Genomic DNA, 15,298 nt, shown 5'->3' on the forward strand with positions numbered 1-15,298 from the left:
GACTAACCCTTCCTCTAAATTTGTCAATCGTTTTAATTTTCATAAAAAAGTGATAAAATGTAAACATGTGTTTTCAGAATAATTAAATACGTAGAAAGAAAGCACTGTTTTTAGGAGGGGTTTTGATGACTTACACGTTAGCAACTAGAATGAAAGCATTCCAATCTTCTATATTTAGTGAATTAGGGGCCTATAAAAAAGAGAAAATTGCAGCAGGTCATAAAATGATTGATTTAAGCATCGGAAATCCTGATATGCCTCCTGCTGATTTCGTAAGAGAAGCAATGGTACATACAGCAAGTGAAAAAGAAAGCTATGGATACACATTAACAGGTATTCAAGAATTTCACGAAGCTGTAACTGAATATTACAATAACACTCATAACGTTATATTAAATGCTGAAAAAGAGATTTTATTATTAATGGGTTCACAGGATGGACTCGTTCATTTACCGATGGTTTATGCAAATCCAGGAGATATTATATTAATTCCTGATCCAGGATATACAGCTTATGAAACAGGTATTCAAATGGCTGGTGCAACATCGTACTACATGCCATTAAAGAAAGAGAATGATTTCTTACCTAACTTACAAGTTATCCCTGAAGAGATCGCCGATAAAGCAAAGATGATGATTTTGAACTTCCCAGGGAATCCAGTTCCAGCAATGGCACATGAAGATTTCTTTAAAGAAGTAATCGCATTCGCGAAAAAACATAATATTATTGTTGTCCATGATTTTGCTTATGCTGAATTTTATTTCGATGGCAACAAACCAATTAGCTTCCTCTCTGTACCTGGTGCAAAAGAAGTTGGCGTAGAAATAAACTCTTTATCAAAAAGTTATAGTTTAGCAGGTAGCCGCATTGGTTATATGATTGGAAATGAGGAAATTGTCGGAGCGCTTACGCAATTTAAGTCTAATACAGATTACGGTGTATTTTTGCCTATTCAAAAAGCAGCATCTACAGCACTAAGAAATGGTGCGGAGTTTTGCGAGAAAAACCGCACCATTTATCAAGAACGTAGAGATACTTTAGTCAATGGGTTCCGAACGTTTGGCTGGAATGTCGATAAGCCAGCTGGCAGTATGTTCGTATGGGCTGAAATACCGAAAGGATGGACTTCTCTAGAATTCGCTTATGCATTAATGGATCGTGCAAATGTCGTTGTAACACCAGGTCATGCATTCGGACCTCACGGAGAAGGCTTTGTACGTATTGCTCTTGTTCAAGATAAAGCGGTATTACAACAAGTCGTTGAAAACATTAGAAATAGCGGCATTTTTTCTCTTGAAATAATAGAGGAATTAGTTAAAAATTAGTTACTACTCCCCTGCTTAACTTTAGCAGGGGTATTATTTATTGGAGGTACTTTCATATGCACATTAAAGATACACTACCCCATCGTTATCCATTTTTAATGATTGATAAAGTAACAAGTATAAAACAAGGTGAATCCGTGACAGGATACAAACTCATTACAAATAACGAATGGTTTATAAATGATACGCAAAAACATATGCCTCATATGTTAATTGTAGAAGCACTTGCTCAGCTTAGTGCATTTGTAAATACAAGTGACTCTGAAGGATTAGGCTTTCTCTCCTCATTAGATGGAGTTGAGTTCCATGAGAAAGCATACCCTGGTGATAAACTTGATTTACATTATGAGCTAACACGTAACCGTCGAGGGTTTGTTCTCGGTACAGGTACGGCAACAGTTAACAGCCACCCTATTGTAACTATAAAAAAACTATTAATATATCAAGCAGATTAATCACTATTTGATCCGCCCGGGATATCTATCCCACGCCAATTGGGCTTATAAGATAAATATATTACGTAGTTAGGAGTAGGAAAATGGAAAGAACTATCGGTATCGATGCTGGAGGAACATTAACGAAAATTGCTTATATTAATGAAAAAAAGGAATTAGCTTTTGAAAAGTTTTATTCACATGAACAAGATAAAATTATAGATTGGCTTCAGAGCAATAATAGAATGAAACAAATATGTATTACAGGTGGTAAAGCGAAACTATTACAACAACTACTTTCGGATGCATATACAATAGTAGAGCTAAATGAATTTGAAGCTACTCTTGCAGGTGTACGATACATATTAAAAGAAGAAAAACATTCTATAAACAACTTTATTTTAACAAATATCGGTACAGGTACTTCTATCCATTACGTTTATAATGACCATTATATTCGAGCTGGAGGAACTGGAGTTGGCGGAGGTACTATTATGGGACTTTCAAAATTATTAACAAATATTGATCATTTTGAAGATGTAATCCCTCTTACAAAAATAGGTTCTAGAAAAGAACTAGATATTACGGTGGGAGATATTTATGGTGGTATTCTCTCTCCTATTGATAATAGTTTAACTGCAAGCAATTTTGGTAAAGCCGCTATTACAGACTCAAATTATAGTAGCTCAGATATAATTGCTACTGTACAAGGACTTGTCGGTGAAGTCGTTACTGCATTAAGCCTTCAATTCGCCGAAGCAAAAAACATTGACCATATTATTTATATCGGTTCGACTCTATGTAATAATGTACACCTTCAAAATATTATTAGAAGTTACACAAAATATCAAAATAAAACACCAATCTTTTTACAAGATAATGGTTATAGTGGTGCGATTGGCGCTTTACTTCATGCTACAAAATAAAGAGGCTGACTTTTGTCAGCTTTTTTGCAATGGTACTTCAAATTCAATAATTGACTCTTCGTTCTCTCCAATTCGCTCCACACTAATTCTATTAATCACACAATTTAATTTCTCATGAAAACTAGGAATACTTTTAACTACTTCAGCAGCTAGCTCGGCACTTTCTTTTCTCCCGACTGTTACATGCGGGATGTACGGAATGTCTTCTTTCAAAAACTGTAATAAAGGTCCTGTATACAGGATATTACGTAGATCTTCTATTTGTTCTTTCCCTTTTTCAACTCGTAAAAACAAATATGCTCCTTCACTCGTTATTTGATTCGCAAATTCAATTTCTATATTATATATCTTTTTTGATACATTCAAAATATGTAATTTCAACTCATCATTTGAAATAGGACTTTCAAATGGAAATACAATTGTAACATGCGGTGGGATTAATCCGAATAAAGGATCATGCTCTAGTCTAATGTCCTCTATTTCATGGATGGACATGTTGTTTAGAAAAAGTAAAATGGTACGCATTTTTATATCCCCCTACTTCCCCTTGATTTTTTATATTTATCATATTGTATGGCAGCCTGTACTTCAACAAATTGTTTTGCTTACATCTAAAAATAAAAAACTTCTCAAATGAGAAGTTTTCATATAGCAGGATTATTATTTTCCCGCCAAACTTTCCTAAATTTTATATAACAAGCAATTCTCCATGGAATAATATACGAAACGGCAACGACATAAAATAATAAACCAATCGTTTGTGGATCCAAATCAACAATATATTGCCTTGAACCGTATCTTAAAACAACAAGTGCAATAAAAGTAATTAGAAAAGCTGTGCTTTTTTTCGTATAAATATTCCCATCATCTCTTCGTTCGTAATTTGTTAAAATTATAAGTGGTACGGCGAAAAGAATCCCAATGCATGCTGCTAAAACTACTTGTAAAATAGCTGGATGTACGGGACCAAAAAACCATATTATCCCTGGCGTTAAAAATAGTAATGGCCACAAAATTCGTTTTCCTGTTCCTTTTATCGGTTTGTACATAGAACGGTAACGACGCCAAAATATTAGTAGTGCAATGCATACAAAGACGGTTATTAGTGAAGAAGTGTCTCCCATTTGTTTTTCCTACTCTCCCAAAATATATACTTAATTACACTTTAAATGGTTTGCTCAAATGATACTTTTCGAATAAATATACCGCTAGTCACGATATAGACGATAGTTAAAACAATTGAAATGACAATAAAGTATGGGATATCTATTAAAGATAGATTAGATGTAGAATTTAAATCCTGTATTCCTACTTCTGCATAAAGTACACTATTCAATGATATAAAAAATGTTCCGCCTATCATAAGACCAATCCACTTAAAACGTTTCTTAATCACTACTGCTACTTGAAAAAAAGTTGCAATTGTAACATACAATAATAGTTGTACAATAAACTGTTTAACTGAGTGTTCTCCTAAACTAATATTTACTGTTCTATACAATGTATTTTGTAAAATAATCACTTGAAGGAATGAGAAAACCGCAGCTTGTAATATGATATAGCAAACTGATCCAATGAAAAACTGAAATCTCGTTACTCCAAATGAAACTGCTAAACGAAACACATCATCCTGTATAATAAAAGTACTTACTACTATAAACAATGTAATTACAATCGAAGGGTTATTTAATATATGTTGTAAAAATCCTTCTCTTATTTCTTTAAAATCCATTACACTTGCGATTCCTTTTATAAGTAAAGCTGTAATCCAAAATATTAAAATTGCTTTATAATGAAAATTTATATGTAACTTCAACTGCTTCATTAACATTGTCATTCCACTTCACCACCAGTTATGTGAATAAATAATTTTTGTAATGTAATTCTATCAACTACTAACCCTTCTATTTCAAGAGAGTAATAATCTTCATTAGAAAGTTCTTCCCATATAATAGTAATCCCCTTATTTCCATAAACTTCTCGATTTAAAACTTTTTTATTAATTAAGAACTCATCCACTTTATCTTTTTTTCCCGAAATAATATGTCCTTGTTGTAATAAATCTTCCACTGATGATTGAACAACTAATCTTCCTTCTTTTATGATGATTACCTCTTCAATTACATGAGTTACTTCTTCTACTAAATGTGTTGATAATATAATTGTTCGAGGATGCTCGCCATAATCTTCTAATAGTAAACTATAAAACAACTCACGATGCGCTGCGTCTAAACCTGTAGTTGGTTCATCAAAAATAGTAATTGGTGCTCTACTTGCTAGTCCTTGTATTATTCCAACGACTGTTTGCATACCATGTGATAGTTTATGGTATTTCTCTGTCATATTAAGCTGAAATTTATCAGCAAGTTTTTCAGCGTACTCTCCATCCCAATTCTTATAAAACATGCTACACATCTTAAAAATTTCTTTTACTTTATAACTTAAATGAGCTCCTTCTTTCACTCTAACGAAACAAATATTTTGCATCGCTTTACTATTTTCAAATACATTTTCACCTAATATTGATACACTTCCACTACTTGAAATAATTTGCCCTGCGAGTAAATTTAATAGTGTCGTTTTCCCTGCTCCGTTCCTTCCAAGCAAACCATATATTTTATGCTCTTCCAATGAAATAGTTACTTCATTTACAGCTATTTTCTTTTTATATTTTTTCGTTAAATCTTTCGTTTCAAGTGCAATCATCCCTCTTTCCCCTCCTTTGTAATCTTTTGAATCATATTCATCAATTCGTCTTTTGATATTTCTAGTACTTTTGCTTCTTCCCACACTTTAGGTAAATATTCGGTCATAAAAGTATTTTGACGCTTCTTTAATACGAATTCTTTCGCTCCCTTTGCAACAAACATCCCGATCCCTCTCTTTTTATACAAAATCCCCTCATCCACTAATACATTTACCCCTTTAGCTGCAGTAGCTGGATTTATTTGTAACATCTTTGCAAATTGATTTGTCGATGGCACTTGTTCTTCTTCAAGCAATATGTCTTTTAAAATATCAGATTCAATTGTTTCCGCAATTTGTAAGTATATTAATTTATTTTGCTCCAGAGTAGGTTTCACAATTTCACCCCCTTAGGTTCATAGGTTCATTACTCATGTAATTAACCATAGCACATTACAAATGTTTTTTCCATAAATTTCTTATACATAAAAAGGAATCATTCGTTTAAGAATGATTCCCTAAAAAAACTCGTAGTTTCAACAATTATTCCAACTGCTTCACTCGATATTTAGCAAATAAAGATTGCCTAAAATCTTTATCATTCACAAGCATTTTAATTTTTTCTTCATTGCCCTTAAAAAACTTTATAACTTTATTTTTATCCCATATATCTTTTTCTTTTGGAAAATCATCGAATTTCCTATGCAAAATTGATAACATTTCTTCCCTCGTTATCTTAAAGTTTTTATTTTCTATTTGAAACTCATACGCTTTTGCATTTGGTACTAAAATCACTAGATATATAGCATTAAAGAGAAAATTCTTCTTCATCGTATCCTTCCCATCAAACCAATACGTCTCAATCATTTCTTCTGTAAGAGTCCCACTCTCTTTTACGCCATAGTTCACTTTTATACTTTCATTTTCTAAACTTATACTTTGAACTGTTCCACCACCGGGTAAATTTTTAACAATTGCAACCACATCTGAATTATTACCAACGTACGCTCCAGTATATTTCTTAAAATCATCTGACCTAACATCAGATATATCTTTTATTCTTTCTCCGTTAGAACAAGCCGTCATAAATAAAAAAATTGTTAGCATAACGAGCACATTACGATGCATATATTTCATTTAGCATCCCCCATTTTTAGCGATATTTCGTTACTTACTATACTGCTTTTCAAATCCCTTTTAAACATAAGCATTTTAATCAAAATTAAAAATTTTCAATTTTTATGTTTACAATTATCCATTAATTGTATATACTTACTAACGTAAGAAAAAAATTCTAAAAGGAGGTCGAAGAAAATGATGAAATTACAATTACATGCATTAACTTTTGCGTTAGCTGCACCTTTGTTTTTCGGACAATTGAATATGAATTCGACCACCCTAATGGAGAATTGAAGATCGTATATTATTTCTTTTAATTCATAAATTCGCCACAGGAGGTCGTATACTTTCCTGTGGCTTTTTCACGCCCAGCCGTAGGAGAACTGTATCTTCCTGTGGTTTTTTTGTGCGGTTTTTTAGTCTCTTACATTATTTTTTAAAGAAAGGAGCAACATTCAATGACTATTAGCGTATTGTTTTTAAGTATTACGATTCAAAGAAATAGACGTTCCAATACGGAACTGCTTCATAATGAGCGAATTGAAAAAGCTATGGATGATGTTAAGGAGCGCCAAGTGCTTTATTGTGATCACCTGTAATTCCTTTTCGAAAGGAGGAATTCATTTATGACTTTTCATATTTTCTTTTTTACGACTGTACTTCAGAAAAACACTTTATCAGAAGATGAAATCATTCGTAAACAACAAGTAAAACAAACAACTGATAAAATAACTGACATTAAAATTTCATACTATACACAAATGTATTAAAAATATATTTTAAAGGAGCAATATCTTCATGAAATTTAAAGCATTCTTTTTAACCATTACCATTCAAAAACGTAAGCTTTCACAAAATGAGGTTTTACACGATCAACACGTTCAAACTACTATGGACGAAGTAAAAGAGCTTCAATCTTCTTTTTACAATCGTCTGTTCTAAATAAATCCTAAAGGGGTAATAATTCAATGAAATTTAAAGCATTCTTTTTAACCATTACCATTCAAAAGCGTAAACTTTCACAAAATGAGGTTTTACACGATCAACACGTTCAAACTACTATGGACGAAGTAAAAGAGCTTCAATCTTCTTTTTACAATCGTCTGTTCTAAATAACTTATAAAGGGGTAAAAATCTAATGAAATTTAAAGTATTCTTTTTAAGCATTACCATTCGAAAACATAATTTTTCTGAAACTGAAATGCTTCACGAACGTCAAATTAATCAGGCTATGGATTATGTAAAAGAAAGACAGAGTCATTACTGTAGTCATTTGTAATTCCCATTTGAAAGGAGGAATTCACATATGAAGTTTCACCTTTTCTTTTTAACTATTACGATTCAAAAAGAAACGATTTCTCAAAATGAATTAAAACAAGAGCAACAGTATAAACAAATTATTGATGAAATTCGTGATTGTAAAAGTAAATATTACACTCACCTATAATTTATATGAATTAACTTGAAAGGAGTCGATTATGATGTTGATAGTACGGTGTAAAGAAATGATTTGGATAGTTCAGAGGGATTCCACATAGTTTTATAGACCTTAAATCCCACAAGTTTACCGTTAAATTTGATATATAAAAAACATATAATAAAATCGCATTAATACACTTTTTTATATTGATTAACAAACGAAAGATACACCACTTAAAAAGCGGTGTATCTTCCTCAACATATACTATTTTCGATTATTTCGTTTCGTTTTAAACAATCTTACTAAGTTTGAAACAACTGTTTTTGTTACTGCATAAACTGGTACTGCTAAAATCATTCCGATAATTCCCGCGAAATTACCTACCCCTAAAATTAAGATAATAATTGTTAACGGGTGAATATTTAATTTCGAACTCATAATACGTGGTGAAATAATATTACTTTCAAACTGTTGTACTATTGTAACAATAATAATTACGTACAATGCTTGCATCGGAGATACGAACAAACCTACAATAACAGCTGGTGCCGCACCGATAAATGGACCTAAGTTAGGAATGATATTTGTAAATGCTGCAATAATTCCTAAAACAAAAGCGTACGGTAAATCGATAATTAAATAACCGATGAAAGTAAAAGCACCAACAAATATACAAACGAGCGCTTGCCCTTGAATATATGCAGATAACGTTTCATTCGTTTCCTTTATGATACGAAGCCCTTCTTCACGGTAAGACTCTGGTAATAAGCTAACCGCTTTTCCTGGAAAGGCATGCCCATCTTTAAACATGTAAAATAAAATGAACGGTACTGTAAAGATAACTAACGCAACGTTCGTGATGATACCAAATAAAGCCGTTGCACTCGACGTAATTGTATTTGGTATATCCTTTAAGTATTCAATTGCATTTTTTTCAATTGTTTCAATGGATACGTAATTTTGTGTAGATAACCATTCAAACAATCTGTGATGTGATAAATCTTGTATGTATACTTTTCCCTCTTTTATATACCCTGGCATATTTTTCACTAAATCCATTAACTGTTGTGAAATCGTCGGAACAACTACTCCAACGCCAACCGCAGTTAATGTGATGATAAAAAGATATAACAGTAGAATCGCTAAATTTCTAGGTACTTTTTTATTCTCCAAAAAGACTAATACAGGATTAAATATGAAGTATAAAAAAAGCGCGATTAAGATTGGGAAAAACAATGTTGATATGAAGATACCAATCGGTTGAAATAGAAACGATATTTTTGTGCAAATAAATATGATTCCTACAACCATTAGCACTTCTAATGTCCAAAAGTGCACTTTCGATTTCAAACAAACGTCCTCCTTTAAACTAGCACTTCTCTTTATTGTACCAAATTAAACTTTAATTTCACATAATATTTTCCTTTACAATATTCCAAAATACCAATAAATACACTACAATGAGAATACATACAAATTTGCAGGTAAAGGTGATAAAAATGACAAAATGCATCATTTGCAGAAAAGATACGAAAGAACTGAGTGAACAATATGTCATCCCAGAAATATTATGTGGCTATTATTTCACAAACTCAATTTGTGATACTTGTCATGAACAAATGACAACAAATATTGATCGCCCTTTAATTAGGCATAAATTAAGTCAATTTAAGATTGAGCAAATGAAAAAACAAATCGACTCCCCTCTCTATACAAATGAGCATGGTGAGGAACTTGCGGCGGCTGAGACAGATGTTGTTGAAGTAAGTGATGAAATACTTTATTCCAATGCATTAATTATGAAACTATGTAAAAAGCACGATATTTCTCTACATAATGAAATTTGGAAAGAAGAACGTGTAACGAAAGTAGCTAGCTCTATTCAACGTGAATTACTTTTAGATAACCGTAAATACAAAATGAGCGTATTAAAAATGGCTTACGCTTTCGCTGTACAAACAATTGATGGCTACTTTGAAGATCCAGATGCAATTGATATTTCTAATATTCTATCAAATGCCGATTTCATGGAATTAAAAGAAAAGAGTATTGTTCGTGACTTAAGCAAAAGTTCATTATGGAATACATTAAATACAAATAGTGAAAACCATTACTTTATTTTACTTAGCGATAAAGACGGCCTATTCTGCTTCATTCGTTTGTTTGACATCTTTGATGTTGTCGTTCATTTATCAGAAAAGCGATATGAACTTGCATCGCCAATTGTCGGCGTAAATAATGTGAATAAGCAAGAATTTTATGTCCAAACTTTAAAACAGTATATGGATGGGTTATTTAAAGAAACATCATCTACTATTTAATCAAAATCAGAACATACGGTCTCCTTTCTTCATGAAAAGACACTGTGTTATAATGAGTATGAAAAGAACAATACAATCACATAAACTAATTATAAATTGTATATAAATAAAAAAGACTAGTGTGCGGCTACACACTAGTCCACGTAACTTAGCAGATTGGATTGTTCACTTATCCTATTTGTTTCTTACAAACAAAACAACCCACATTCTATTGGCTTAGGTGGGTTGTTATTTTTTGAGCTTGTCTATTAAAACGACGACGAACGTTAACAATGCAACGAGAAACAGTCCACCCTGCAGTAGCAACGCTATTTCACTCATGTATTATCACCCCCCTCCTATTCGGAGAAGTGATAATTGAACAACCAACCGTACCTTAAGTTACTATTTAATTTTACCATATTTTCTGATAGTTTACGATGAAAACCCGCATGCGAATCGCTTGCGGGTTTTTTCTCATTATTTTTTTAATGCAAATGCATCAGCTATCATTTCACCAACAATTTTATTTTCTTGTTTCTTCTCATCTTTCAATAAAGGGAATAACAGTTCTGCCACTTCATATGCCTCTTCTAAATGAGGATATCCCGATAAAACAAATGTATCAATTCCTAACGCTTCATATTCTTTTATTCTTTCCGCTACCGTTTGCGGATCTCCTACAAGTGCAGTGCCTGCACCACCTCTTACAAGTCCGATTCCAGCCCATAAGTTTGGGCTTATCTCTAACGACTCCCTTGTTCCTTTATTTAAATATGTCATCCGTTTTTGGCCAACTGAATCATATCTTGCAAATGTCTTTTGAGCAAGCTCAATCGTTTGATTATCTACATATTGAATTAAACGTTCTGCCTCTTCCCATGCTTCTTCTTCTGTTTCTCTTACAATTACGTGCAACCTGATACCGAATCGTACCGTACGCCCCTTCTCTTCTGCAAGTTTTCTTACTTCCTCTATTTTCTCTTTTACTTGCTGAGGTGGCTCTCCCCACGTTAAATATACATCACTATGTTCAGCTGCAACTTCTTTTCCAGCAGCTGATGACCCTCCGAAATATATAGGAGGATACGGTGTTTGGACTGGCGGGAACACGACTTTACTTTCTGTAACTTTAATATGTTTTCCTTCTAATGAGATCGTTTCACCTTGCAAGGTCGATTTCCAAACTTTTAAAAATTCATCCGCTGCTTCATACCTTTCGTCATGTTCAAGATACAATCCATCTCCTTGTAGTTCAACGGGATCTCCTCCAGCTACTACATTAATAAGTAATCGACCATCTGAAATTCTATCAAATGTAGATGCCATCCTCGCTGCAACTGTAGGTGACATTAATCCTGGTCTCACTGCTACTAAAAATTTTAGTTTTTCTGTTTCAGCAGCAAGAGCTGAAGCTAACACCCAAGGGTCTTCACATCCTTGACCAGTTGGAAGTAAAACACCCGTATATCCTAAATAATCAGCCGCCTCAGCAACTTGTTTATAATAACCATACTCAGCTGCTCTTCCTCGTTTTGTCGTTCCTAAATATCGACCATCTCCATAAGCCGGAATAAACCATAATATTTCCATACTCTTGCACACCCCTTATTTATTTTGAAACGCAAACTAAAAATCTGTATATAAATTACCCCTAATAATTTACATATTAATTCCCTGTCTCACCTTTAAAACTATCTCGCCACCTTAAAAACTTCACTTCTAGTAAACGGACGAGTGAATCAGAAAACTTCCCGACGAATGCAAAGATTATAATACCGACAAATACGATATCTGTATTTGAAAATTGCCTTGCATCCATAATCATATAACCGATACCTTCTGTAGATCCCATAAGTTCTGCTACTACTAAACTCACCCATGCAACACCTAACGATAACCTTGCTCCTAGTAAAAGGTTAGGCAATGCAGCTGGTAAAATTAGTTTCGTAATTAATTTTCGTTTATTAAACTCTAATACTCTCGCAACATCAAATAACTTTGAGTCTACACCTCGTATCCCTAAAAACGCATTTACGTATAAAGGAAAAAATGCACCGTCCGCAATTAATAATACTTTCGATGTTTCGCCAAAACCAAACCATAATACGAAAAGTGGCGCAACAGCTAAATGAGGTACAGTTCTTAACATTTGCACAGATGGATCTAAATATTGCTCACTTCTCGTTGAAAATCCAACAATCGTTCCTAAAATAACCCCTAAGCCCCCGCCAATAAAGAAACCAGCTGTGGCCCTGAATACACTAATACTTAAATGGCCGAATAACTCTCCTGTTTTAATAAGCTCTTGGAAAGCTAGAAAAATATCTAATGGTGTTGGTAAAACTGTTTTAGTGACAAGACCGAATACGCCAGCCAACTGCCAAATTATTAATATAATAACCGGTATAGTAATCGCCCTTACTAAAACTTTTATATTTAACTTCCGCACCTTCTTTACGCTGTTTTTCTCAATCATTATACTCGCTGGTTTCATAACAGCTTTCGTATTTTCCACTTTACAAAACCTCTTTTCACTTCGCTTTCAACGCTTTTTCTACGAAAGAATTATCTACAACTTTTTCCGTCTTAATTTCTTTCTTTATAGAACCGAGCTTATATTGAAATTTTGCTGTCTTTTGTTGTTCTGCTATTATTTCCTTCGTTACCGGAACTAAAATTGGTTTGTCGTGATTAAAAACTTCTTTTACGATTTCCGCATCTATCTTTTTTACAGAAGTGTATACTTTTATTGCTTCATCTAAGTTAGCCTCTTGCCATACACGTGCTTTCTCATAAACTTTGAGAAATTTCTCAACTAATTCTGAATGTTCTTTCGCAAATTTTGTTCTCGTAATTAAAAATTCTGGTGAAGAGACATCTAATGTTTCACCATCTGCAATCACTTTCGCGCCCTTATTTACCGTATGTAACGAAATAAATGGATCCCAAATCGCCCATGCATCTACTGATCCTGATTCGAATGCAGGCTGCGCTTCATCTGGTTGTAATTGAATGACATTTACATCTTTTGCATCAATACCTTCTTTATCAAGTGCTCGATATAATAAATTAAAGGCACTACTTCCTTTTGCTACTGCAATTTTTTTACCTTTTAAATCTTTTATACTCGCAATCTTGCTATCTTTTTGAACGAGAATTCCAGTTCCTTTTCTCGCATAACTTGTATTGGCGATTTCGGTAAATCCAATACCTGCTGCTTGCGCTGAAATGACTGGAGAATTCCCTACTTCACCAAAATCTAATCGGTTTGATGCGATTGCTTCAAAATAAGGAGGTCCACTTTGGAACTCTGTCCATTTCACTTTAACTCCTTCTTTTTTAAACTCCTCTTCAAACCACCCCTTTTTCTTTGCTAGTAATAGTGGACTTAATCCTTGCTGTATACCAATTTGTATTGTTACATCTTCTTTCTTACTACTTGCTGTACTTTTTTCGCATCCTAATAAAAATACTGATATAGCTAAAGCAAAAGAAAGAACTATAAATTTTTTATACATATAAAATCACCCTTTTCCTATATACTTGTTTGAATCAATCCTCCATATTCAAACTGCTGTAATACTTTCGTTCGAAGTTGTTGGAACGATTGTGAAGTTTTATTTCGCGGATAAGGCAACTTATTTTCAATCACTTTATGTATTTCCCCTGGTTTTGCACTCATAATGATGATTCGGTTTGAAAGATATATCGCTTCGTCTATATCATGTGTAACGAATATCATTGTTGTTTTCTTCTGCTCCCAAATATTTAGCAATACTTCTTGTAAATGACTTCGAGTAAACGCATCCAGCGCTCCAAAAGGTTCATCAAGTAATAATACATTCGGATCTCTTAACAAAGCTCTTGCTATCGCAACACGTTGTGACATCCCACCTGAAATTTCTTTCGGATACGATTTTTCAAAGCCATCTAACCGAACGATTTCAACCCATTCTCTCACTTTATCTTTCACATACTTATCTTTTAACGACAAATCTGCCGCTATATTTTCTTCAACTGTTAACCATGGAAAAAGCCTATGTTCTTGAAAAATAAAACCTTGTTTCTTACTCGGTTTTAAGATAGGCTCTCCGTCAATAACAACTTCACCTTCAAAATCATTATCTAGACCTGCAACAATTTTTAGTAATGTACTTTTTCCGCACCCACTCGGACCAATTATTGTAACAAAATCCCCTTTCTCTAATTGAAATTGAATATTTTCTAAAACTTGAACACTACCTGCTGCTTTCGCAAATTTCTTAGATACCCCTTTAATCGAAACTGTCACACGTTCATCCTCCCTACTATGAATCATTTGGATTAATTGATTATGCTGTTATGTAACTAATAAAAAAACCAAAGGCATTTTATCAATAGATAAAATGCCTTTGGTTTCTCCAATCAGCCACTTGTTATAGAATTAACTACATATTATACAAATATTTCCGATAAGTCAACTAGGTTTTAATGAACATTATTTATTTTTAAAGATAGTAGCAGTTTCTATTATAATTTTAGGAAGCAACTCTTGAATTGTATCCGTCAATGTATGAAGAGCTTCTTTTACAAATCCATCTTCAAAGTTTTCTATCGGCTCCGGTAATTCATCCTCATCTAATATGAAATATTCTCCATTTGGAAGTACCATAATATCGATAATTAAATCTTCGAAGGAAACTACTTCTTCTGTTATTTGTGTATTTTTTACGATATTAAAATAGGCGCCTACATAATTCTCTTCCTTATCTCTCCATACGTATAAATTGTAAGGACGATCTTCCCAGTAGTATGCAATTGTGTAACTTCCTTTTTGAATAGTTAACTTTGTATCGTGTGCCGTCATTGTAAATGAATACTGGACCTCGTGGAATAACACGATACTTTCCGATTGTTTTTTCAGCAATAAGCAATCGTAATCCACTATTGTCGAATCATACCGAATTTTTCTTTCTGTAATTTCAATTTTTGATGTACGTAATTGATTCATTATTTTGTTCCCCTTATGCTGTTTCTATCCTTAATTATATCCATTTATATATCAATTAAGAAGTATATAGTTGTTTATATTGTTTTCTACAATTAC

General features: G+C 33.1%; 23 protein-coding genes. 10 read left to right on the forward strand and 13 right to left on the reverse strand.

All coding sequences use genetic code 11. From position 1 onward, the window contains the following. The first annotated feature begins 125 nt into the window (after nt 1–125). The 3 genes from ACS2MN_RS04740 (at nt 126) to coaW (ending at nt 2,685) form a co-directional block, all read left to right on the forward strand. Nucleotides 126–1,325: an LL-diaminopimelate aminotransferase gene (locus tag ACS2MN_RS04740; RefSeq protein ID WP_142285890.1), complete on the forward strand. Its 1,200-nt coding sequence runs from the start codon at nt 126–128 to the stop codon at nt 1,323–1,325. 56 nt (nt 1,326–1,381) lie between these two features. Then, complete coding sequence (locus tag ACS2MN_RS04745) at nt 1,382–1,780, forward strand: 3-hydroxyacyl-ACP dehydratase FabZ family protein (protein ID WP_000547668.1); 399 nt, start codon at nt 1,382–1,384, stop codon at nt 1,778–1,780. Between the two features lie 83 nt (nt 1,781–1,863). Then, on the forward strand, nt 1,864–2,685 hold the full coding sequence (gene coaW / locus ACS2MN_RS04750) for a type II pantothenate kinase (protein ID WP_000442508.1): 822 nt from the start codon (nt 1,864–1,866) through the stop codon (nt 2,683–2,685). A 15-nt stretch (nt 2,686–2,700) separates the two neighbouring features. Here coaW and ACS2MN_RS04755 read toward each other — a convergent pair whose 3' ends face one another. From ACS2MN_RS04755 to ACS2MN_RS04780, 6 genes are all read right to left on the reverse strand, one after another. Beyond that, a complete protein-coding gene (locus ACS2MN_RS04755) occupies nt 2,701–3,210 on the reverse strand; it encodes a 2'-5' RNA ligase family protein (protein ID WP_088054779.1) in 510 nt (169 codons plus the stop codon). A 119-nt stretch (nt 3,211–3,329) separates the two neighbouring features. Beyond that, entirely contained in the window at nt 3,330–3,809 is a 480-nt protein-coding gene (locus ACS2MN_RS04760) for a CcdC family protein (protein ID WP_000502991.1), read from the reverse strand. Nucleotides 3,810–3,850: 41 nt separating this feature from the next. After that, nucleotides 3,851–4,522 (reverse strand): DUF4052 family protein, encoded by a 672-nt coding sequence (locus ACS2MN_RS04765; protein WP_000178191.1) that lies wholly within the window; start codon nt 4,520–4,522, stop codon nt 3,851–3,853. Then, nucleotides 4,519–5,391: an ATP-binding cassette domain-containing protein gene (locus tag ACS2MN_RS04770; protein ID WP_088054780.1), complete on the reverse strand. Its 873-nt coding sequence runs from the start codon at nt 5,389–5,391 to the stop codon at nt 4,519–4,521. The genes ACS2MN_RS04765 and ACS2MN_RS04770 overlap by 4 nt, the downstream gene beginning before the upstream one ends. Beyond that, complete coding sequence (locus ACS2MN_RS04775; RefSeq protein ID WP_000805189.1) at nt 5,388–5,768, reverse strand: GntR family transcriptional regulator; 381 nt, start codon at nt 5,766–5,768, stop codon at nt 5,388–5,390. Before ACS2MN_RS04775 ends, ACS2MN_RS04770 begins: the two co-directional genes overlap by 4 nt. Nucleotides 5,769–5,913: 145 nt before the next feature. After that, entirely contained in the window at nt 5,914–6,507 is a 594-nt protein-coding gene (locus ACS2MN_RS04780) for a DUF4825 domain-containing protein (RefSeq protein WP_000876549.1), read from the reverse strand. 440 nt (nt 6,508–6,947) lie between these two features. Here ACS2MN_RS04780 and ACS2MN_RS04785 point away from each other — a divergent pair, with 440 nt between their 5' ends. Genes ACS2MN_RS04785 through ACS2MN_RS04810 form a run of 6 tightly spaced genes read left to right on the forward strand, consistent with a single transcriptional unit; the run spans nt 6,948 to nt 7,936 of the window. Further along, a complete protein-coding gene (locus ACS2MN_RS04785; RefSeq protein WP_000156183.1) occupies nt 6,948–7,088 on the forward strand; it encodes a YrzI family small protein in 141 nt (46 codons plus the stop codon). A 27-nt stretch (nt 7,089–7,115) separates the two neighbouring features. After that, nucleotides 7,116–7,259 (forward strand): YrzI family small protein, encoded by a 144-nt coding sequence (locus tag ACS2MN_RS04790; protein WP_000142723.1) that lies wholly within the window; start codon nt 7,116–7,118, stop codon nt 7,257–7,259. Between the two features lie 28 nt (nt 7,260–7,287). Next, entirely contained in the window at nt 7,288–7,431 is a 144-nt protein-coding gene (locus ACS2MN_RS04795; protein WP_000668979.1) for a YrzI family small protein, read from the forward strand. Between the two features lie 26 nt (nt 7,432–7,457). Continuing rightward, nucleotides 7,458–7,601 carry a YrzI family small protein gene (locus ACS2MN_RS04800; RefSeq protein ID WP_000668979.1) on the forward strand — a complete coding sequence of 48 codons (144 nt, stop codon included), beginning with the start codon at nt 7,458–7,460 and terminating at the stop codon, nt 7,599–7,601. A 26-nt stretch (nt 7,602–7,627) separates the two neighbouring features. Continuing rightward, entirely contained in the window at nt 7,628–7,768 is a 141-nt protein-coding gene (locus ACS2MN_RS04805) for a YrzI family small protein (RefSeq protein WP_000669795.1), read from the forward strand. A 27-nt stretch (nt 7,769–7,795) separates the two neighbouring features. Next, nucleotides 7,796–7,936, forward strand: a complete 141-nt coding sequence (locus ACS2MN_RS04810) for a YrzI family small protein (protein WP_000668494.1) — start codon at nt 7,796–7,798, stop codon at nt 7,934–7,936. Nucleotides 7,937–8,173: 237 nt separating this feature from the next. On the opposite strand, the gene ACS2MN_RS04815 is transcribed toward ACS2MN_RS04810, so the two are convergent. Then, nucleotides 8,174–9,259, reverse strand: a complete 1,086-nt coding sequence (locus ACS2MN_RS04815) for an AI-2E family transporter (protein WP_000837897.1) — start codon at nt 9,257–9,259, stop codon at nt 8,174–8,176. A 149-nt stretch (nt 9,260–9,408) separates the two neighbouring features. Here ACS2MN_RS04815 and ACS2MN_RS04820 point away from each other — a divergent pair, with 149 nt between their 5' ends. Beyond that, nucleotides 9,409–10,230, forward strand: a complete 822-nt coding sequence (locus ACS2MN_RS04820; RefSeq protein WP_000158826.1) for an HNH endonuclease — start codon at nt 9,409–9,411, stop codon at nt 10,228–10,230. A gap of 228 nt (nt 10,231–10,458) precedes the next feature. Here the strand turns inward: ACS2MN_RS04820 and ACS2MN_RS04825 are convergent, their stop codons facing one another. From ACS2MN_RS04825 to ACS2MN_RS04850, 6 genes are all read right to left on the reverse strand, one after another. Beyond that, complete coding sequence (locus tag ACS2MN_RS04825) at nt 10,459–10,551, reverse strand: putative holin-like toxin (protein WP_001289320.1); 93 nt, start codon at nt 10,549–10,551, stop codon at nt 10,459–10,461. 138 nt (nt 10,552–10,689) lie between these two features. Further along, nucleotides 10,690–11,802, reverse strand: coding sequence for an FMNH2-dependent alkanesulfonate monooxygenase (gene ssuD, locus ACS2MN_RS04830; protein WP_000404867.1), 1,113 nt, complete (start codon nt 11,800–11,802; stop codon nt 10,690–10,692). A gap of 76 nt (nt 11,803–11,878) precedes the next feature. After that, complete coding sequence (locus ACS2MN_RS04835) at nt 11,879–12,727, reverse strand: ABC transporter permease (RefSeq protein ID WP_000432126.1); 849 nt, start codon at nt 12,725–12,727, stop codon at nt 11,879–11,881. Between the two features lie 16 nt (nt 12,728–12,743). Then, nucleotides 12,744–13,730, reverse strand: a complete 987-nt coding sequence (locus ACS2MN_RS04840) for an aliphatic sulfonate ABC transporter substrate-binding protein (protein WP_098709441.1) — start codon at nt 13,728–13,730, stop codon at nt 12,744–12,746. 17 nt (nt 13,731–13,747) lie between these two features. Next, the gene (locus tag ACS2MN_RS04845) at nt 13,748–14,503 is read right to left on the reverse strand and encodes an ABC transporter ATP-binding protein (protein WP_346994540.1); all 756 of its coding nucleotides are present in this window, start codon (nt 14,501–14,503) and stop codon (nt 13,748–13,750) included. A 186-nt stretch (nt 14,504–14,689) separates the two neighbouring features. Next, on the reverse strand, nt 14,690–15,202 hold the full coding sequence (locus tag ACS2MN_RS04850; RefSeq protein ID WP_001072800.1) for a DUF402 domain-containing protein: 513 nt from the start codon (nt 15,200–15,202) through the stop codon (nt 14,690–14,692). Nucleotides 15,203–15,298: the final 96 nt, after the last annotated feature.

This window comes from Bacillus cereus group sp. BceL062 (assembly GCF_051780025.1).
In the GTDB taxonomy this organism is placed as follows: Bacteria; Bacillota; Bacilli; order Bacillales; family Bacillaceae_G; genus Bacillus_A; species Bacillus_A toyonensis.